Consider the following 20125-nt stretch of genomic DNA (forward strand, 5'->3'; position numbering starts at 1 on the left):
GGTGATGAAGTTGCTGATGCCATACTTCCAGGAAAAGCCTCTAAGCTTCAGATTATACCGAATCGTACCCCAAACCGACACAGGTGGTCAGGTAGAGAATACTAAGGCGCTTGAGAGAACTCGGGTGAAGGAACTAGGCAAAATCGTACCGTAACTTCGGGAGAAGGTACGCTCCTATCTGTGATGAGACTTGCTCTCTAAGCGGACGGGAGCCGCAGTGACCAGGTGGCTGGGACTGTTTATTAAAAACACAGCACTGTGCAAAATCGCAAGATGACGTATACGGTGTGACACCTGCCCGGTGCCGGAAGGTTAATTGATGGGGTTATCTTCGGAGAAGCTCTTGATCGAAGCCCCGGTAAACGGCGGCCGTAACTATAACGGTCCTAAGGTAGCGAAATTCCTTGTCGGGTAAGTTCCGACCTGCACGAATGGTGTAACCATGGCCACGCTGTCTCCACCCGAGACTCAGTGAAATTGAAATCGCAGTGAAGATGCTGTGTACCCGCGGCTAGACGGAAAGACCCCGTGAACCTTTACTACAGCTTGGCACTGAACATTGAACCTACATGTGTAGGATAGGTGGGAGACTTAGAAGCAGAGACGCTAGTTTTTGTGGAGTCGTCCTTGAAATACCACCCTTGTAGTTTTGATGTTCTAACGTTGGCCCCTGAATCGGGGTTACGGACAGTGCCTGGTGGGTAGTTTGACTGGGGCGGTCTCCTCCCAAAGAGTAACGGAGGAGCACGAAGGTTGGCTAAGTACGGTCGGACATCGTACGGTTAGTGTAATGGTAGAAGCCAGCTTAACTGCGAGACAGACACGTCGAGCAGGTACGAAAGTAGGTCATAGTGATCCGGTGGTTCTGAATGGAAGGGCCATCGCTCAACGGATAAAAGGTACTCCGGGGATAACAGGCTGATACCGCCCAAGAGTTCATATCGACGGCGGTGTTTGGCACCTCGATGTCGGCTCATCACATCCTGGGGCTGAAGTCGGTCCCAAGGGTATGGCTGTTCGCCATTTAAAGTGGTACGCGAGCTGGGTTTAGAACGTCGTGAGACAGTTCGGTCCCTATCTGCCGTGGGCGTTTGAGAATTGAGAGGGGTTGCTCCTAGTACGAGAGGACCGGAGTGAACGAACCGCTGGTGTTCGGGTTGTCATGCCAATGGCATTGCCCGGTAGCTACGTTCGGAACTGATAAGCGCTGAAAGCATCTAAGCGCGAAGCAGGCCTCGAGATGAGTTCTCACTAGACTTTTAAAGTCTCTGAAGGGCCGTTGAAGACGACAACGTTGATAGGCAAGATGTGGAAGTGGTGTGAGCCATTAAGCTAACTTGTACTAATTACCCGTGAGGCTTAACCATACAACGCCAAACGCGTTTTATGCGACAGTTTAAGCAAGAAGTTAATATAACTAAAGTAGATACTTGAAGACTTTTATTATCAGAATTCCAAATTTATGAGGTGACTCTTAGCGCGTAGCGTTAACATTGAGGCACCTTGCGCAAAGGAAATGTAAGCACTACGTGCTTTGTCATTAATCCTTTGGACAAAATTTGCTTGGTGACAATAGCGTTTTGGACCCACCTGACCCCATGCCGAACTCAGTAGTGAAACGAAACAGCGCCGATGATAGTGTAGCATTTGCTATGTGAAAGTAGGACATTACCAGGCTCCAAATAAGAGAAACCCGTTACAGTAATGTAGCGGGTTTTTTTACATCTGCAGGAAAGTAAAAACGCAGGTGAAAGGTAAAAGGCATCAGGTAAAAGGAAAATAATAAGCGCCTAAAGCCGACTCTATACATTTGCTATGAGGCTCTCTACCGCTGTGGGCACCACGACACTACCAGGCTCCAAATAAGAGAAACCCGTTACAGTAATGTGACGGGTTTTTTTACGTCTGCAGATTACCCCGTTTTTCCTGCCTCAAAATAGACCGCTTAATTAAGCGAATTGGTATAAATTGGTAATAAATACTCAAATAAGGGGGTTGCGCCCTTATTCTGATTGATACATTTCTGATCTTACTTGAAAAAAAACCAATGAGCCCAAAGTCTACTTAATCAACACTTATTTTTATAGAGCCTATCATGTCGTTATTACCTTCATCTTCCAGCGTTAAGCAATTCGTATATTTAGCACAGCAAATAAGAGAGTATGAGGGTAATGCTGCAAAAGCCAGTGGTTGTGATCTGTTTACCCTAATGGAAAGAGCGGGGCATGCTGCATTTTTAAATTGGAAATCATTCAATGCACAGCAGACTCTAGTACTCGTAGGGAGTGGCAATAACGCAGGAGATGGCTATATTACGGCTAGCCTTATTAAGCGAGCCGATAGGCATGTCGTGGTGTGTGTCGTAGATGAAAATAAAGAATTAACCGGCGATGCTGCAAAAGCACAAAAGCGCTGGATTGATGCCGGTGGTGAAATTTGTAACTTTAGCGCTGATGCACTCGATGAGTGTGATGTAATCATTGATGCATTACTGGGCACTGGTCTTGAAAATACGGTACGCGATAATGTTGCCACTATAATTAAAGCGGCGAATGAAAGCACTAAACCAATACTCAGTATTGATGTGCCATCAGGTATAAATGCTGATACAGGCCAACCTTTAGGTATTGCAATTAAAGCCACTAAAACAATTACTTTTGTAGGGGTAAAACAAGGGTTAACAACGGCTGCGGGTAAACAGTATGTTGGTGAACTTATCTTTGATGACTTGGCTATTGGCGAGTCATTCGTAGAATTAGCAAGCCCTTCGGGTAAGCTTATTAATATCAATAGTTTTAAAGGCTTGGGTCCACGTGCTTTGAATAGTCATAAAGGTAGTTATGGAAAATTACTGTGTATTGGTGGGAATCAAGGAACGGCAGGTGCGATCAGGTTAACAAGCGAGGCAGCGCTTAGAGCTGGTGCTGGAATGGTCAGAGTGTATACCCATGAAAGCTCAATTATGCCAGTTAGTTTTGGCCGACCAGAGCTTATGGTAAGTGGTAATAACTTGCAACATGCATTGGAGTGGGCAAGCTGTGCTGTTATTGGCCCAGGCCTTGGACAAGACGAATGGGCGCAAAATACCTTTAATCAAGTCATTGAGTATTGTACACGTAATAATATGCCTTTAGTTATTGATGCTGATGCACTTAATTTACTCGCTAAACAAGCTTCACCGAAAATGCCCATGCGGTGTGTACTTACCCCACATCCAGGCGAAGCCTCTCGATTATTAAAGGTGACGACTGGGGAGATAGAGTCTGATCGGTTCAGCTATGTTCAACAATGTGCTAAACGTTACTCAGCAGTTTGTGTTTTAAAAGGCGCAGGAACTTTAATAGCCGATGGTAAGCATACTTGGGTTTGTGAAGAAGGAAGCCCTGCGCTTGCTGTTGGCGGTAGCGGTGATGTTCTTTCTGGTATTGTAGGGGCATTACTTGCTCAAGGGTTAGATTGTGCTGAGGCAACTTGCTATGGTGTTACACTGCATGCTAAAGCGGGTGATATTGCTGGGCAAAAAAATGGAGAGCGAGGTATGCTACCTAGCGATCTGTTTTGTATAGTGAGGCGGTTAATTAATACTATAAAACCATAAGATAAAAGCATTAATATTAATTTTGTTCTTTTTTTGATAAATCCATTAACCTTCTTATACTTAGTTAGCGCTGTTTGATTGTAACTAAGGTTAAAGATGTTAATACAGAAAAAAATGTATGCGGGAATTAACCGTAATTATGCAATGGGTAATAACGCCAATTATAAAAAATGAAGCTATTTCTGCAGCTAAGTTACAGGCTAAAGTAATAGGTGAATCATTTGCTAAGGATTTAGGAAAAAGTGCAGCATTAACTAAAAGCTTATCTGTTGTTGCTCAAACACTTCCCCTTGATAAAGATCAATTTATTAAAAATTTGGCACCGTTAATTGCTAGTGGTTCAGGCATTGCCGGTGGTGGAATATGGCCAGAGCCAAATATGTTAGATGCATAAGCACAAAGGGCATCTTTGTTTTGGGCTAAGGGCGATAATGGTCAATACACTTTATTAGATGACTACAACCAAGCTGATAGCAGTCCATATCAACAAGAAAGCTGGTATACACTGCTAACGCTCAACCAGGCGTATGTGTTTGGTCTGAGGCTTATATTGATGCAGTCTCGAATGTGCCTATGGTAACTTGTTCTGTTAAAATTGAGCGTAATAATCAGTTTTGGGGAGTCGCTACTTTAGATATAGAGCTTTCTCATATTGAAAAGTCACTTCTTGCTGAAAATCAAGCAACCGGTACCTACAGTTTTATTATTGATAGTGCGCAGCATTTTGTTTCTATTCCTGCATTTAGAGATACGAATTTAGCCATGCTAAATTTTTCACAAGTTGTGAGTAAAGATAGCTCTTTACAGCCTTTAGTTAACGCCTTGAAAAATGAAGATAGACTCGTAGCAGAGTTTAGTTCTGGTGTCATATAGGGGGATAGCTCAATTCTAGTGACATTCTCACTGCCGGAGCAAAAGTGGCGCTCTGGCGTGATAATTCCAACAGCGACTGCAAAAAAAGCAGCTAATACGCTGACATACTATTTGTATGGTTCATTCATTGTACTCATTGTTATATTTATATCGGCATTATTAGTCTTTGGTAAGCGATTAGTTGAGCAAATAGAGCAGACTTCGGCGCAAGTTAGGTCATTAATGCAAGGGCAAACAGATTCTAAATTACCAATATCGGGGGATGATTAAATGAGTCATCTTTGCGAAGCTATTAATGATTACGGTGATCATCTTATTAAAATTCTTGGGCTAATTAAAGAAGAGGCGGCCTCAGTAAAAAACAATGCTGAATCTATTGATAACTTGAGTAGTAATAGTCAGCAACGCGCACATGAACTAATGCAAGAAAATGAATTGTTAGCCACGGCTATCAATGAAATGTCGATAGCGGCTTCATCGGCATCAGAAGATATTAGTGGCGTTGCAGATATTACCGCTAAGTCATCAGATCTTGTAAACTCTGGCTTTAATGTTATTGAACAAAACGCAGAATCTATCCAGCTGTTGTTCAATAAACTAACTGAGTCGTCCAATGCAATATCACAAATATCTGAAGATTCACAGCAGGTTGGTTCGGTATTAGATGTGATTATGAATATCTCTGAGCAAACTAATTTGCTTGCGCTTAATGCTGCTATTGAGGCTGCTCGTGCTGGTGATTCTGGAAGGGGGTTTGCGGTCGTTGCTGATGAAGTTAGAACACTGGCACAAAGAACACAACAATCAGCTGGTGAGATTGAAACCATGATAAGTCAGTTACTTAAAGGGCGCTCAGCAAGTATTGCCGTAGCCACTGAAGAACAGGCTCAAGTAACCGTCAATGTTAAAAAACTAGCGGAACGGATCCGAGAAATATCAGGGAAAAATGCCGCCGATGCCGAAGACTTTAGAGAAGTAAGTAAAGCCTCTAATAGTCAAGCACAAAGGCTATACAACATTAGTCAGCAGGTAACTCAATAAAAAATCCAAGCAAGGCTTGGATTTTTTATATAAATTTGTTTATTAATTTAAAATTGTGAGGATTTAAAAGTCTATCTATGAAGCTCGCCAGCTCTTTCTGGTTGATAAGTTACCTCTTTAATAGTTACTGTTATTAACCCACCGCCTGGCTTTGGCCATTCAATTTGATCTCCCTGTGAAAGGCCAAGTAATGCACTACCAACAGGGGCTAAAATTGATATTTTTTTGCCACTTGAGTCAATATTCTTCGGGTAAACAAGCGTTAAAGTAAATTCCTCACCTGTAGATTCAACAACAAAGTTCACTGTTGAATTCATGGTTACCACGGTTGAGGGAACTTCGTGTGGCTCAACGATGTTAGCCCTACCAAGTTCTGCTTCAAGTTCTTTTTCACCCGCAAAACTGTTCGCAGGTAACGATTCCATTAGCGCATACAATCGATCTGCATCCAGTGATGAGATGATTATTTCAGGTTTAGTATTCAACTTAATATCCTTAATCATGTTAAATAAAATTTACTCTGGGTATAGCTTGCAGGAACTCAGTTGCATTGGAATACACTGAGATAATTTTATTGTGCCTTAGTGAATTTATTTTATCTCTATTGCTAAAAACCCAGCCGAAGCTGGGTTTTTATTTGAGCTAAGTGTGTGAGGGGATGATTACATCATGCCGCCCATACCACCCATTCCGCCCATGCCACCCATATCAGGGGCACCAGCAGCTTCTTCTTTAGGGATTTCAGCAACCATTGCTTCGGTAGTGATCATTAGACCCGCAATCGAACCTGCAAATTGTAGTGCAGAGCGCGTTACTTTCGTTGGATCTAGGATACCCATTTCAAGCATGTCATTGTATTCGCCAGAGGCTGCGTTGTAACCGTAGTTACCTTCACCGCCTTTAACTGCGTTAATAACTACAGATGCTTCATCACCTGCGTTAGTTACGATTTGACGAAGTGGTGCTTCCATTGCACGAAGTGCAACTTTAATACCGTGGTTTTGGTCTTCGTTGTCGCCAAGTAGCTCAGCTAGCTTGCTAGCAGCACGTACTAGAGCAACACCACCACCAGGTACTACGCCTTCTTCAACCGCTGCACGAGTTGCATGTAATGCATCTTCAACACGGTCTTTTTTCTCTTTCATTTCAATTTCAGTCGCTGCACCTACTTTAATTACTGCAACACCGCCGGCAAGTTTAGCCATACGCTCTTGTAGTTTTTCTTTATCGTAGTCAGATGTCGCTTCTTCAATTTGTGCTTTGATTTGAGCAACACGGCCGTTAATGCCTTCTTCTTCACCAGCACCATCAATGATAGTTGTATCATCTTTAGTGATTACTACGCGCTTAGCTGTACCTAGGTCTTCAATCGTTGCTTTTTCAAGCTCTAAGCCGATTTCTTCAGAGATAACAGTACCGCCAGTTAATACGGCAATATCTTGTAGCATTGCTTTACGACGGTCGCCAAAGCCAGGTGCTTTAACCGCAGACACTTTAACAATACCGCGCATGTTGTTAACTACTAAAGTAGCAAGTGCTTCGCCTTCTAGGTCTTCAGCAATGATTAATAGTGGCTTGCTTGCTTTAGCAACAGCTTCTAATGTAGGTAGTAGCTCACGAATGTTAGATACTTTTTTATCTACAAGTAGAATGAATGGGTTGTCTAGCTCAACCGCGCCTTTTTCTGCGTTATTGATAAAGTACGGAGATAGGTAGCCACGGTCAAACTGCATGCCTTCTACAACATCTAGTTCGTTCTCTAGTGATTGACCTTCTTCTACAGTAATAACACCTGTGTTACGGCCTACTTTTTCCATTGCTTGTGCAATGATATCGCCAATTTCTTTATCAGAGTTAGCTGAAATAGTACCTACTTGTGCAATCGCTTTAGTATCAGCACATGGTACAGATAGCGTTTTAAGTTCTTCTACTGCAGCGGTAATTGCTTTATCAATACCACGCTTAAGATCCATTGGGTTCATGCCTGCAGCAACTGCTTTAAGACCTTCGTTTACAATAGATTGTGCAAGTACAGTTGCGGTAGTCGTACCGTCACCCGCTGCATCATTTGCTTTAGATGCAACTTCTTTTACCATTTGTGCACCCATGTTTTCAAACTTGTCTTCAAGTTCGATTTCTTTCGCTACAGATACACCATCTTTAGTGATTACTGGAGAGCCAAATGATTTATCTAGTACTACGTTACGGCCTTTAGGACCTAATGTAACTTTTACTGCGTTTGCTAGGATATTTACGCCTGTTAGCATTTTAGCGCGTGCATCACCTGCAAAAAGTACTTCTTTTGCTGCCATCTTTAATTTCCTCTAAATTCTTAAATGTTTGTTAAACGAAAAGTAGGGTTAGCCTACAATGCCTAAAATGTTGTCTTCACGCATGATCAGGTACTCTTGACCTTCGATCTTTTCAGTTTTTTCAACATATGAGCCAAATAACACAGTGTCACCGGCTTTTACTTCTAAAGCTCTAACGTCACCGTTATCTAGAACGCGACCATTGCCAACAGCAATAACTTCTCCGCGAGTTGATTTTTCAGCTGCAGAGCCAGTTAATACAATACCGCCAGCAGACTTGGTTTCTTCTTCTAGACGCTTAACGATTACGCGATCTTGTAAAGGACGAATGTTCATGTTTTTAGTTCTCCTAACAGTTTCTGAACAGTACAGAAAAAAGCTTTTCTAATTTGCATTCATTAATGGGGGTGGAGTGAAAAATTCCAAGAGAAAAAATGATAAATTTTTAATCTTTTCGCTCGTATTCACCATCTATGGTTTTAGGGCGGTTTTCATTTTGCTCGTGATGCATTGATTGATGAGTTTGTGAAAACCCTGAAGTGCCAGTTTGATGCATGCTAGCGCTCATTCTTACAGTTGCTTGACTAGCAAGTCCTGCAGCTAATTTGTTACGAATAGCAGGGGTAAGGAGTAGTAAGCCAAATACATCTGTCATAATGCCGGGTGTTAATAAAAGTACCCCTGCAATAATTACGCAAATACCGGTAAATAATTCTTTAGCAGGCATTTGTCCTTGAGCCATTTGCACTTGTACGTTTTGTAGTGCGCCCATTCCTTGCTGTTTCACCATTTTCGCACCCACAATCGCGGTTAGTACCACTAAAGCGATTGTTGCGAAGCCACCTATCACGTCACTAACCTGAATTAGCAAGGCAATTTCAATAATTGGGATGATGATAAACAGCAAAAATAAAATTCTAAACATAAGACTCTCTAAAAAAATGACACTTATTAAGGTGCTAATGAAATATAAGTGAGGGTTGTCGGGTCTATTTTCAAGCTAATAAGAGTAAGTAATAAACTTTAATGTTAGTTGAGTTAACGGTAGCGGGTTTAAATCAATTTACTGCAAAGACCCAAAATGTAGACAGAGTTCGTGTCTACACATTGTACCCGCTATCAGCTACTATGGGGCTAGACCCCCGTAAACAAGTAAAGGTTCACTATGACAACGCAATTTAAACTTATTTTTACCACTTGCAAAAATAACGATGAAGCCCGTTTATTGGCTATGGCGCTAATTGAAAAGAAACTAGCCGCTTGTGTAAATATTTTACCGGCCATGACTTCTATTTACATATGGGAAGGTGAAGTAGCTGAAGCAACAGAAGTAAAGCTGCTAATTAAAACTAAGGCTGACAAAATGAACGATGTATTTTTAACCTTAAAAGATCTTCACAGCTACGAAGTACCAGAAATACAAGTTGTTGATGTAGCAACGGGTAACTTGGCTTACTTTAATTGGATGGACGAGGTGCTTCATTAATGCGCTTTATTTTATTTTTTTTATTAAGCGTATTAATGGCGCCTGCTTGGGCGGCACAAAATACCCTTGATGATTTTCTAAAACCGACTCAGCACACATTTTTACCGGTAAATGAAGCGTTTGTATTTGATTTTGACCAGCAAGGAAGTACGTTATTTGTTGGTTGGGATATCGCTAATGACTATTACCTATATAAAGATAAAATAGAAATTATTGCCAAAGGTGCCAGCATTGACGTGCCTGAGTTGGGCGCTGGTGAAATAATTGAAGATGAATTTTTTGGCAAAACTGAGGTGTTTTTTAATTCTCTTAGCGTTATCAGCAAACTAAGTAATGTAAGTGAAGATGGCGTTGTGAAGGTGCGTTATCAAGGCTGTGCAAAAGCAGGGCTGTGTTATCCACCTGAAATCATCAGCATTCCATTAAGTGTACTGGCAAGTGAAACTGATACTAATGACAATACCGCAGCAAGCAGTGCATTTGCAGCACTTAGCCAATCTGCAGAAAAACCAGCAACTGCATCAACACCTGATAAAGAGCTCACATTTACAGAGCAGTTAGCTAGCCAAAGCTTAATGGTTAACTTAGCTATTTTCTTTGCCGTGGGTGTGGGTCTGGCATTTACACCGTGTGTATTTCCGATGTTTCCTATTTTATCTAGCTTAATTGCGGGTCAAAAGAACCTGTCTACTAAAAAAGCATTTGCCCTATCATTTGTTTATATTCAAGGCATGGCGGTTACCTATGCAGCATTAGGGCTTGTGGTTGCTGCGTTAGGCGGACAAGTGCAAGGCTATTTACAGCATCCATATGTATTAATAAGCTTTAGCTTATTGTTTGTACTGCTGGCTATGTCAATGTTTGGTTGGTACGAAATAAAGTTACCCAGCCGCATGATGAACAAGCTAACCCAAGTGAGCAACAACCAAAAAGGCGGTAACTATATTGGGGTGTTCTTGATGGGGGTTTTATCAGGGCTTATTGCATCTCCTTGTACTACAGCGCCTTTATCAGCCGCATTATTATTTGTGGCACAAAGCGGCGATTACCTAGTAGGCGGGCTAACACTTTACGTACTGAGTTTAGGTATGGGGCTACCGCTGTTATTATTAGGTACATCGGGAGGTAAGCTATTACCGAAAGCTGGCGGCTGGATGGAACAAGTCAAAACCTTATTTGGTTTTATTATGTTAGTTGTGCCACTTATTTTGCTAGAGCGCATTATAGATATTGAAATTATTATGCTTATGGCAGGCTTATTAGCTATCGCCACAGCGCTTTATTTCCATTATTGGCAAAGCGCTCAAGCACAAGGTAAATTAAAAACCTTATTGTGGTTTATGGCTGTTTTATTGCTGCTTACTGGCTTTAATTTAACCAAAAGCTATTTTTGGCCAACACAAGCCGTGAGTTTACAAACAACCTCGCAAAACAATGAGTTTAAACAGGTTGCCAATTTAGCCGAGCTTAAACAAGCCGTATCACAAGCAAATAGCGAAGGGCGCATGGTTATGGTGGACTTATACGCCGACTGGTGTGTAGCGTGTAAAGAGTTTGAGCATTACACCTTTCCCGACCCGCAAGTACAAAGTGAGTTTAGCCATTATCAACTGATACAAATTGACTTAACTCAAAGCGATAATGAAACAATTGAGCTAATGGAAGCATATTCAGTATTTGGTTTACCGAGTATTTTATTCTTTAATACTCAAGGTGAAGAGCTAAGTGCACAACGTGTCACTGGCTTTTTAAATGCGGATGATTTCGCTAAGCACCTTGCTGCAGTGCGTGCCAGCGCTGAATGACCATTCTATATGGCACAACATGATTGTTAATGTTGTGCCATTATTACCCCTCAAGATTTGTTCCCGAAATAGAGATTAGACCAGTATTTTGCTGCTATTTACTTCGAAATCACTATAATAGTTGGTTAACGTGAGAAATTGTTGCTATCTTACTTTTTTCAGCTTACTTTTTAGTGAAAACTTAGCTAGTAACCGCTTAACTCATTACTTATAGGATATATCGCGTATTATGGCTGCAAAATTAAAGATTTTAGTTATAAATGGCCCAAATTTAAACATGCTAGGAAAGCGTGAGCCCGATAAGTACGGTTCACACTCTTTAGAGCATATTATGAGCGATTTAAATAATGCTGCTAATAGTTTAGATGTGACGCTAACGCATTTTCAAAGTAATAGTGAGCAAGCGCTCATTGAACGCATTCATGATGCTTGGCAAGCGGTTGATTACATCATTATTAACCCTGCAGCATTTACGCACACAAGCGTCGCATTACGTGATGCATTGCTAAGCGTTGATATTCCGTTTTTTGAAGTGCACTTAAGTAATGTGCATGCACGTGAAACGTTTCGCCATCATTCTTATTTTTCTGATGTGGCGCAAGGCGTTATTTGTGGATTAGGTGCAATGGGCTATCACGCTGCTTTACATGCAGCGGTGAGCCGATTGCAAAACTCAAACTAAATTTAAACTAACAAACTAATAGGCGGGTCGTTTATGGATATTCGCAAGATCAAAAAACTAATTGAATTAGTAGAAGAATCAGGTATTGCAGAACTAGAAATCACTGAAGGTGAAGAATCAGTACGTATTAACCGTAACAACATGAGTGCCGGTCCTGCGTACGCGCAATTTGCTCCACAGCAATATGCTCCAACACCCGCTCCTGCGGCTGCAGCAGCACCAGCAGCACCAGCAGCACCTGTAGCAGAGTCTGAAGCACCAGCGGCAGGTCCTACAGGACACCAAGTTAAATCTCCTATGGTAGGTTCTTTTTACGCAGCAGCTTCTCCAGAAGCGCCAGCATATGTTGAAGTCGGTTCACAGGTTAAAGTTGGCGACACATTGTGTATCGTTGAAGCAATGAAAATGATGAACCAAATTGAGTCAGATAAAGCCGGTACAGTAAAAGCTATTTTAGTAGAAAACGGCGAGCCAGTAGAATTTGATCAACCTTTATTCATCATTGAATAATAGCGCAACGTAAAAGGCCAACTCTCATGTTAGATAAAGTAGTCATTGCAAACCGAGGTGAAATTGCACTTCGTATATTGCGCGCCTGCAAAGAGCTTGGGATCAAAACGGTTGCTGTGCATTCAACGGCGGATCGCGATCTTAAGCACGTATTACTAGCAGATGAAACCATCTGTATTGGTAAACCAGCAGCAACTGAAAGTTACTTAGACATTCCACGCATTATAGCCGCAGCTGAAATAACTGATGCGGTCGCTATTCACCCAGGTTATGGTTTTCTTGCTGAAAATGCAGACTTTGCAGACCAAGTTGAGCAAAGTGGCTTTGTTTTTATCGGTCCTCGTGGCGATACTATTCGTCTAATGGGCGATAAAGTATCGGCAATCGAAGCGATGCGTAAAGCGGGTGTTCCTTGTGTACCTGGCTCTGATGGTCCGGTATCGGATGATAAAGAACGCAACATGCAAATTGCTAAGCGTATTGGTTACCCAGTAATTATTAAAGCAGCTGGCGGCGGCGGTGGCCGCGGTATGCGTGTTGTTCGCAACGAAGCTGAGTTAATCAATTCAATTTCGCTTACGCAACAAGAAGCAAAGCAGTTCTTTGGCAACAGCATGGTTTACATGGAGAAATTCCTTGAAAACCCACGTCACATTGAAGTACAAGTATTGGCCGACGGTCAAGGCAATGCGGTTCACTTAGGTGAGCGTGATTGTTCAATGCAGCGTCGTCACCAAAAAGTAGTGGAAGAGGCGCCAGCACCAGGGATTACTGCAGAAGTACGTAAGTTCATTGGTGAGCGTTGTACACGCGCATGTATCGAAATTGGTTATCGTGGTGCGGGGACGTTTGAGTTCTTATACGAGAACGGTGAATTTTACTTCATTGAAATGAACACCCGTATTCAGGTTGAGCACCCAGTAACTGAAATGGTCACCGGTGTGGATTTAATCAAAGAGCAATTAAAAATTGCCGCTGGTCAGCCTTTATCATTCACTCAAGAAGATGTGGTTATTCGTGGCCATGCTATTGAGTGTCGTATTAATGCTGAAGACCCAGAAACCTTTATTCCATCACCTGGTAAAATTACCCGTTTTCATCCAGCTGGTGGTTTAGGTATTCGTTGGGACAGTCATATTTACGCTGACTACACCGTTCCTCCACATTACGATTCTATGATTGGTAAGCTGATCACTTACGGTGAAAACCGTGATGTTGCTATTGCTCGCGCTCGTAATGCATTGAATGAGTTGGTAATCGACGGTATTAAAACGAATACGCCATTGCATAAACGCATTCTTGCAGATGAAAACTTCAAAAACGGTGGTACAAATATCCACTACCTTGAGAAGAAATTAGGGCTGTAAAGTCCATGCTAATTAAAAACCGGCTCAGGCCGGTTTTTTTATCTTTAAAAAAGAGGCAGTATCACCTTAAATAAATAATCTGGTATGATTAACAAATATGCGCTTTTCGTAAATTTTGAGGTAATCATGTCGTGTAGTTTTGATTTTCATTTAGTCGATGAAAATGCCACTGTTGCTATGGGTAATAAATTAGCTGCCATAATAGAACAGGGCGCAGTTATTTATTTGCATGGTGATTTGGGGGCCGGTAAAACGACATTTACTCGCGGTATAGTGCAAGGTTTTGGTCATACAGGTAAGGTTAAAAGTCCCACTTATACACTTGTTGAACCTTACGAGCTTGTGCGTGGCAATGTCTATCATTTTGACTTATACCGATTAGGTGACCCAGAAGAGCTTGAATTTATGGGAATTCGTGATTATTTTTCAGAAACGGCAACTTGTATTGTTGAGTGGCCGGAAAAAGGCGGAGAATTTATCCCTGTTCCCGATCTAAATGCTACGCTAAGTTATGTAGGTGATGAGCGTAAAATTGTTATTAACAGTGCCAGTGAGCGTGGTATAGCAATTGTCGAAAAACTAAATAATAGATAATAAAATAGTTAAGGCAGTGATTATCAAAATGAGTCGTGGTTTAGTTAAACTTTTTATTTACCTCATGGTTTTTATAGTGAGCTTGCCATTGTGGGCGCAAAACACTATTAATAGTGTGCGTGTCTGGCCATCCCCTGATAGCACTCGGGTGGTGTTTGATCTCGACGATAAACCTGACTTCAGCTACTTTATGCTAAAAAACCCAAGCCGTTTAGTGGTTGATTTAGAAAACACTGATGAGTTAAAAATATTGCCAGGTGTGCCACCAAAACACCAAATTGTTAGTAAGTTACGTTACTCAAAACCTAAAAATAAACACAGCGTGCGTTTAGTGTTTGAATTAAATGGGCCAGTTAAACCAGTTATATTTGCACTAGCCCCCACAGGCCCTTATAAAAATAGATTGGTGGTCGATTTATACGATAAAAGCCAAGCCAAAGGTGCAATTACCCCTGCGCAAACGGCGGCTAAAAAACGCCAATTAAGCCAAGAGCGCGATATTGTAATTGCTATTGATGCAGGGCATGGCGGTGAAGACCCAGGCTCCATTGGCCCATCAGGCACTTACGAAAAAGACATTACACTGCAAATTGCTAAGCGTTTAGAGCGGATGATTGATGCTGAGCGAGGCATGATTTCGCGTATGGTTCGCAGTGGCGATTACTTTGTAAAACTCAATACACGTACCAACCGCGCACGTCAGAAAAAAGCAGACTTTCTTGTTTCTATTCATGCAGATGCGTTTACCAGCCCTGGGCCAAATGGTGCTTCTGTATGGGTGTTGTCGCTGCGACGTGCCAATTCAGAAATTGGTAAATGGATTGAGGATAAAGAAAAACACTCTGAGTTACTTGGCGGTGCTGCTGATGTAATTAAAGATGCTGCAAATGAAAAGTACTTAGCGCAAGCCTTGCTTGATATGTCGATGGATCACTCCATGAAAACCGGCTTAAACGTGGCTGAGGAAGTAGTTAAAGAGTTACGAAAGGTGGCTAAACTTCATAAAAAAGAGCCGCAACATGCCAGCCTTGCAGTATTAAAGTCGCCAGATATTCCGTCTATTTTGGTTGAAACTGGGTTTATCTCTAATCCACGTGAAGAGCGACTGCTTAAAAGTGCCAATCACCAAGAGCGCTTAGCTAAAGCCATGTTTACCTCAATTAAAAATTACTATTTACGTAACCCGCCTGACGACTCACTGTTTGCGTCATTAAAGTCTCAATACCCAACAAAACATAAAGTACGTCCTGGTGAGTCACTGAGCATGTTGGCTGGTCGATATGGCGTAAGTATCAGTAAAATAAAACAAGTTAATAAGCTCAGTTCAAATACGTTATTTATTGGTCAGGAACTTGATATTCCTCAGAGTTAATTTTAAAAGCGCACACATTTAAGGTTGTTATGAGTATTGAAGTATTACCTGCGCGCTTAGCAAACCAGATTGCGGCGGGTGAAGTTGTTGAGCGTCCCGCATCGGTGGTTAAAGAGTTAGTAGAAAACAGCCTTGATGCAGGCGCGACACGTATTCAAATAGATATTGAACGCGGGGGCCACAAGTTAATTCGTATTCGCGACAATGGAGCGGGTATCGCAAAGGATGAGCTCACATTAGCGCTCTCTCGCCATGCAACCAGTAAACTCAAGTCCTTAGACGACCTAGAAAATATTTGTTCTCTTGGTTTTAGGGGCGAAGCCTTAGCATCTATTAGTTCGGTATCTCGCTTAACCTTAAGCTCTAAACCCGAAAATCAAGAAGCTGCGTGGCAAGCCTTTGCACAAGGCCGAGATATGGCCGTAGAGGTAAAGCCGATTGCTCACCCTAGCGGTACCACAATTGAAGTTAAAGATTTATTTTTTAACACCCCAGCAAGACGTAAGTTTTTACGCACTGAAAAAACCGAATTTAGTCATATTGATGAGCTTATTAAGCGTATTGCGCTGAGCCGTTTTGATGTATCAATTACATTAACCCATAATGAAAAAGTGGTGCGCCAGTATCGCGCTAAAACTGATCCCGCTCAAGCGATTACGCGAGTCGCACAAGTGGCGGGTAAAGCGTTTGCTGAGCAAGGATTGCATATTCAATCGGGTGAGGCTGGGTTGCAACTACACGGTTGGGTATTGCCAGTTGGATCGGCTAATACTACTCAGTATACCTATGTAAATAATCGTATGATGCGCGACAAACTTATTCTGCATGCTATTCGCCAAGCATTTGAAGAGGTCAGTGGCGAGCAAGAACTTCCCGGATTTGTGATTTACATTGATATAGACCCACGCCAAGTGGATGTTAATGTGCACCCGGCAAAGCATGAGGTGCGCTTTCATCAAGGGCGCTTAGTACACGACTTTATTTTGCAAGCGATAAAACAAGTTGTTGTGCCCCTGCAAGCTGAGTTTGTTAATTCGCCAGCCGCTCACGCTCTTCATTCACCAGTTACATCGTTTAACCAAGAACACACTTCCAGTAGTGAACTTTTTGATTATCCTAAGTCGTCATTACAACCAAGTCATTCGCCATCTACAAGTAGTGCCTCTTATGGTGGCAGTCGTCAAGGTGGGGGTAGACAGGTGCGTACTGAAAGCCAAAATTACCATGATGTGAATGCGTTTTATCAGGGCGTGAATGAGCAACAAGCACAGCACTTTGATACTGCGGCAGCATTTGTACAATCTAATGAGACGCAAGTATCAGATACAGCACTTCGCACTGTCGATATAATAAGCATTGAAAAGGGCGTTTGCGTGTTCAATAATGAAAATCAACTTTATTGTTCACACTTTAAATACGCATTAGCGGATGATTGGCTTGCACAAATTAAAGAGCAAGGCAGCCTTGAGGGCAAAGCATTGTTATTACCCGTACGGGTCAATGTGTCAAAACAAGATACCGAACTGCTGGCTACGCAACAATCATGGTTTACTTTGCTTGGCTTTGAACTTTTAATTGAAAAACAATTTGTTATGGTTAAGAGGTTGCCTGTTTGCTTGTACTTACTTGACGTGAGTGCCGCAGTTGATGCCTTACTTGATGGGTGTAAAGCTCAGTTAGAAAGTATTGAACAGTGGCTAGCGTGGCAGGTAAATGTAATACCTGCACGCTTCTATGCCAGTAAAGCCTTTGCAGTACAGCAAACTCGCTTACAAAATAATGCGCAAACAATTGAACGTTTACGTGAAAAAGCAGTTAAAATAGATCTAAAGTCTTATCTAGCGCAATTAAATTAGGGTATTCGTGTTGAGTAATTTACCGGTCATATTTTTAATGGGCCCCACCGCTGCTGGTAAAACAGCATTGGCAATTTCACTGTGTGAGTATTTAAATACTGAAATTATCAGCGTTGATTCGGCACTGGTTTATAAAGGTATGGATATTGGTACCGCTAAACCGGATGCCGACGAACTAGCACGTGCACCCCATCACTTAATTGATTTACTCGACCCAAGCGAAACCTATTCAGTAGCTGATTTTAGACGCGATGCGATAGAAAAAATTGATAAATTTCATCAACAAGGTAAAGTGCCTGTACTGGTTGGAGGTACAATGATGTACTTTAAAGCCCTTATTGATGGGTTGTCGCCATTACCTGAGGCCGATGCAAACGTTAGAGCCGAACTAGAAACACAAGCTAAAGAGCATGGTTGGCCTTATTTATACAAAGAGCTGGTTAAAGTTGATCCGCAAGCCGCACAAAAGATGAGTGAAAATGATTCGCAGCGAATTAATCGTGCTTTGGAAGTTTACCGTATAACAGGTAAAACGATGACTGAATTGCAAAAGCAAAAGCAGCCAGCATTACCCTATACTTTTCATCAATTTGCAATTGCACCCGATGATCGCAGTGAATTACATCATCGAATTGAAGAAAGGTTTAAAATAATGATTGAACAGGGGTTTGAAAAAGAAGTTTCGACCCTATATCTACGTGAGGATTTACATCCCAATATGCCTTCTATTCGTTGTGTAGGTTATAGACAGATGTGGGATTACCTTGCGGGTGAAATTGATCATGATGAAATGATTTTTCGCGGCATTGCAGCCACACGCCAATTGGCTAAACGTCAATTAACGTGGTTAAGAAGCTGGCCTGATGTTACATGGTTAACAACCGGTGATGAAGAAAACTTGCATCGTGTAGTAAGTTCGCTAAGCTAGTAGTAGCTGGACAAAATTTAGCTTTGTTAAATCAGTTCAGCCACTTAATTATAATAACACCTAGAACGAAGGAATAATAACATGGCAAAAGGCCAATCGTTACAAGACCCATTTTTAAATGCATTACGCCGCGAGCGCATTCCAGTATCAATCTTTTTGGTAAATGGCATAAAATTACAAGGTAAAATTCAGTCATTTGACCAATTTGTAATTTTACTGGAAAACACTGTTAATCAAATGGTGTATAAACATGCAATTTCAACAGTTGTACCTGCACGCGCAGTCAACTTTCAAGGTGTACAGGGAAATGAAGACACCGAAGAAACTGAACCAGGAAACTTTTAAATTAGGAGCGTAATGCTTGTTTGACCGCTATGAATCTGGCGAACAGGCAATTTTAGTCCATATCGACTTACCTAAAGATGGGGATCGCGAAGATCTTCATGAATTAGAAATGTTGGTATCTTCTGCTGGTGTTAGTAGTTTGGCGGTTGTGCAAGGCAGCCGTCAAGCACCACATCCCAAACTATTTGTCGGTACCGGCAAAGCGGAAGAAATAGCTGAAATTGTCAAAATCCACAATGCCGATGTTGTCATTTTTAACCATCAGTTGAGCCCGTCTCAAGAACGAAATTTAGAGCGTGTTTGTCAATGTCGGGTACTTGATAGAACCACACTTATCCTTGATATTTTTGCTCAGCGCGCACGTACTCACGAAGGTAAACTTCAAGTTGAGTTAGCGCAGCTTCGTCATATGTCGACTCGTTTAATCCGAGGTTGGACCCACCTTGAACGCCAAAAAGGCGGTATTGGTTTACGTGGTCCTGGTGAAACGCAGTTAGAAACCGATCGACGTTTATTACGTGCGCGTATTAAAAATATACGCGCCCGTTTGGCTAAAGTTGGCGTACAACGTGAGCAAGGTAGACGAGCACGTACTCGTAATGAGATCCCAACGGTTTCTTTAGTGGGTTATACTAATGCGGGTAAATCAACCTTATTTAACCGTATTACAAATTCTGATGTGTATGCTGCTGATCAGTTGTTTGCAACACTAGACCCAACCTTACGCAAGTTAGATATTGGCGATGTTGGTTCGGTTATTTTAGCGGATACTGTAGGGTTTATTCGCCACTTACCGCATGACTTAGTGGCTGCATTTAAAGCAACGCTGACAGAAACGCGAGAGGCTGATTTACAATTACACGTGATTGATGTAGCCGACCCTCGTCGAAAAGAAAATATTGAACAAGTACAAGAAGTACTCAAAGAAATTGAAGCTGATGATGTACCGCAATTACTTGTATACAACAAAATTGATGCGCTGGATGATGTAACCCCACGTATTGATCGCGATGACGAAGGCCAACCTATAAGGGTATGGTTATCAGCAAAAACAGGTGAAGGTTGCGAGCTGCTAAGTGAGGCTATTAGTGACCTACTAGCTAAAAAGATGTTGAGTGAAACTTTACTACTGGCTCCTCAGTATGGACGTTTAAGAGCATCTTTATTTAACTTAAGTGCAGTGCATAACGAACGTTTTGATGAGCAAGGTAATTGGTTGCTAGATGTGCGATTACCTATGATTGAGTGGAATCGTTTGATTAAAGATTTTGGCCCAGAGATTGAAAGTTTTATTAGCTGCGACTAAAAACTAAAAGATTAATGTCGGTTTTAGTATAAGAAATGCATAAGATTTGT

Annotated in this window: 16 protein-coding genes, 2 rRNA genes and 1 pseudogene; 15 read left to right on the forward strand and 4 right to left on the reverse strand. The window is 41.8% G+C overall.

The window, feature by feature from the left end:
* From MTN97_RS08765 to MTN97_RS18135, 4 genes and pseudogenes are all read left to right on the forward strand, one after another.
* Positions 1-1367, forward strand: a 23S ribosomal RNA gene (locus MTN97_RS08765); the annotation flags it as partial.
* Between the two features lie 195 nt (positions 1368-1562).
* Positions 1563-1677: ribosomal RNA gene (rrf, locus tag MTN97_RS08770) — 5S ribosomal RNA — on the forward strand.
* A 418-nt stretch (positions 1678-2095) separates the two neighbouring features.
* The gene (locus tag MTN97_RS08775; RefSeq protein ID WP_069439775.1) at positions 2096-3598 is read left to right on the forward strand and encodes a bifunctional ADP-dependent NAD(P)H-hydrate dehydratase/NAD(P)H-hydrate epimerase; all 1503 of its coding nucleotides are present in this window, start codon (positions 2096-2098) and stop codon (positions 3596-3598) included.
* A 96-nt stretch (positions 3599-3694) separates the two neighbouring features.
* Positions 3695-5512: pseudogene (locus MTN97_RS18135) on the forward strand (methyl-accepting chemotaxis protein).
* Between the two features lie 71 nt (positions 5513-5583).
* Here MTN97_RS18135 and rnk read toward each other — a convergent pair.
* From rnk to MTN97_RS08815, 4 genes are all read right to left on the reverse strand, one after another.
* Positions 5584-5997, reverse strand: coding sequence for a nucleoside diphosphate kinase regulator (gene rnk / locus MTN97_RS08800; protein ID WP_036980394.1), 414 nt, complete (start codon positions 5995-5997; stop codon positions 5584-5586).
* 177 nt (positions 5998-6174) lie between these two features.
* Positions 6175-7824 carry a chaperonin GroEL gene (gene groL, locus MTN97_RS08805; protein WP_036980391.1) on the reverse strand — a complete coding sequence of 550 codons (1650 nt, stop codon included), beginning with the start codon at positions 7822-7824 and terminating at the stop codon, positions 6175-6177.
* Positions 7825-7872: 48 nt separating this feature from the next.
* On the reverse strand, positions 7873-8160 hold the full coding sequence (locus MTN97_RS08810; protein WP_004587676.1) for a co-chaperone GroES: 288 nt from the start codon (positions 8158-8160) through the stop codon (positions 7873-7875).
* Positions 8161-8269: 109 nt separating this feature from the next.
* A complete protein-coding gene (locus MTN97_RS08815; RefSeq protein ID WP_069439776.1) occupies positions 8270-8749 on the reverse strand; it encodes an FxsA family protein in 480 nt (159 codons plus the stop codon).
* Between the two features lie 240 nt (positions 8750-8989).
* Here MTN97_RS08815 and cutA point away from each other — a divergent pair, with 240 nt between their 5' ends.
* The 11 genes from cutA (at position 8990) to hflX (ending at position 20075) form a co-directional block, all read left to right on the forward strand.
* Positions 8990-9310 carry a divalent-cation tolerance protein CutA gene (cutA, locus tag MTN97_RS08820; RefSeq protein WP_036980381.1) on the forward strand — a complete coding sequence of 107 codons (321 nt, stop codon included), beginning with the start codon at positions 8990-8992 and terminating at the stop codon, positions 9308-9310.
* Positions 9310-11115, forward strand: coding sequence for a protein-disulfide reductase DsbD (locus MTN97_RS08825; protein WP_069439777.1), 1806 nt, complete (start codon positions 9310-9312; stop codon positions 11113-11115). The genes cutA and MTN97_RS08825 overlap by 1 nt, the downstream gene beginning before the upstream one ends.
* A gap of 229 nt (positions 11116-11344) precedes the next feature.
* A complete protein-coding gene (gene aroQ / locus MTN97_RS08830; RefSeq protein WP_036980376.1) occupies positions 11345-11797 on the forward strand; it encodes a type II 3-dehydroquinate dehydratase in 453 nt (150 codons plus the stop codon).
* Positions 11798-11830: 33 nt separating this feature from the next.
* Entirely contained in the window at positions 11831-12307 is a 477-nt protein-coding gene (gene accB / locus MTN97_RS08835) for an acetyl-CoA carboxylase biotin carboxyl carrier protein (protein WP_248474200.1), read from the forward strand.
* A gap of 26 nt (positions 12308-12333) precedes the next feature.
* A complete protein-coding gene (gene accC / locus MTN97_RS08840; protein ID WP_010391679.1) occupies positions 12334-13674 on the forward strand; it encodes an acetyl-CoA carboxylase biotin carboxylase subunit in 1341 nt (446 codons plus the stop codon).
* 126 nt (positions 13675-13800) lie between these two features.
* Positions 13801-14268, forward strand: a complete 468-nt coding sequence (tsaE, locus tag MTN97_RS08845; RefSeq protein ID WP_248474201.1) for a tRNA (adenosine(37)-N6)-threonylcarbamoyltransferase complex ATPase subunit type 1 TsaE — start codon at positions 13801-13803, stop codon at positions 14266-14268.
* Positions 14269-14296: 28 nt separating this feature from the next.
* Positions 14297-15640 carry an N-acetylmuramoyl-L-alanine amidase gene (locus tag MTN97_RS08850; protein WP_248474202.1) on the forward strand — a complete coding sequence of 448 codons (1344 nt, stop codon included), beginning with the start codon at positions 14297-14299 and terminating at the stop codon, positions 15638-15640.
* A 29-nt stretch (positions 15641-15669) separates the two neighbouring features.
* A complete protein-coding gene (gene mutL, locus MTN97_RS08855; RefSeq protein ID WP_248474203.1) occupies positions 15670-17496 on the forward strand; it encodes a DNA mismatch repair endonuclease MutL in 1827 nt (608 codons plus the stop codon).
* Between the two features lie 10 nt (positions 17497-17506).
* Positions 17507-18424 carry a tRNA (adenosine(37)-N6)-dimethylallyltransferase MiaA gene (miaA, locus tag MTN97_RS08860; protein ID WP_028835550.1) on the forward strand — a complete coding sequence of 306 codons (918 nt, stop codon included), beginning with the start codon at positions 17507-17509 and terminating at the stop codon, positions 18422-18424.
* Between the two features lie 81 nt (positions 18425-18505).
* Positions 18506-18769, forward strand: coding sequence for an RNA chaperone Hfq (gene hfq / locus MTN97_RS08865; RefSeq protein WP_008113494.1), 264 nt, complete (start codon positions 18506-18508; stop codon positions 18767-18769).
* Between the two features lie 16 nt (positions 18770-18785).
* Complete coding sequence (gene hflX, locus MTN97_RS08870; protein WP_036980358.1) at positions 18786-20075, forward strand: ribosome rescue GTPase HflX; 1290 nt, start codon at positions 18786-18788, stop codon at positions 20073-20075.
* The last annotated feature ends 50 nt before the right edge of the window (positions 20076-20125 follow it).

The organism is Pseudoalteromonas sp. 2CM36K, assembly GCF_023161865.1.
Lineage (GTDB): Bacteria > Pseudomonadota > Gammaproteobacteria > Enterobacterales > Alteromonadaceae > Pseudoalteromonas > Pseudoalteromonas tetraodonis.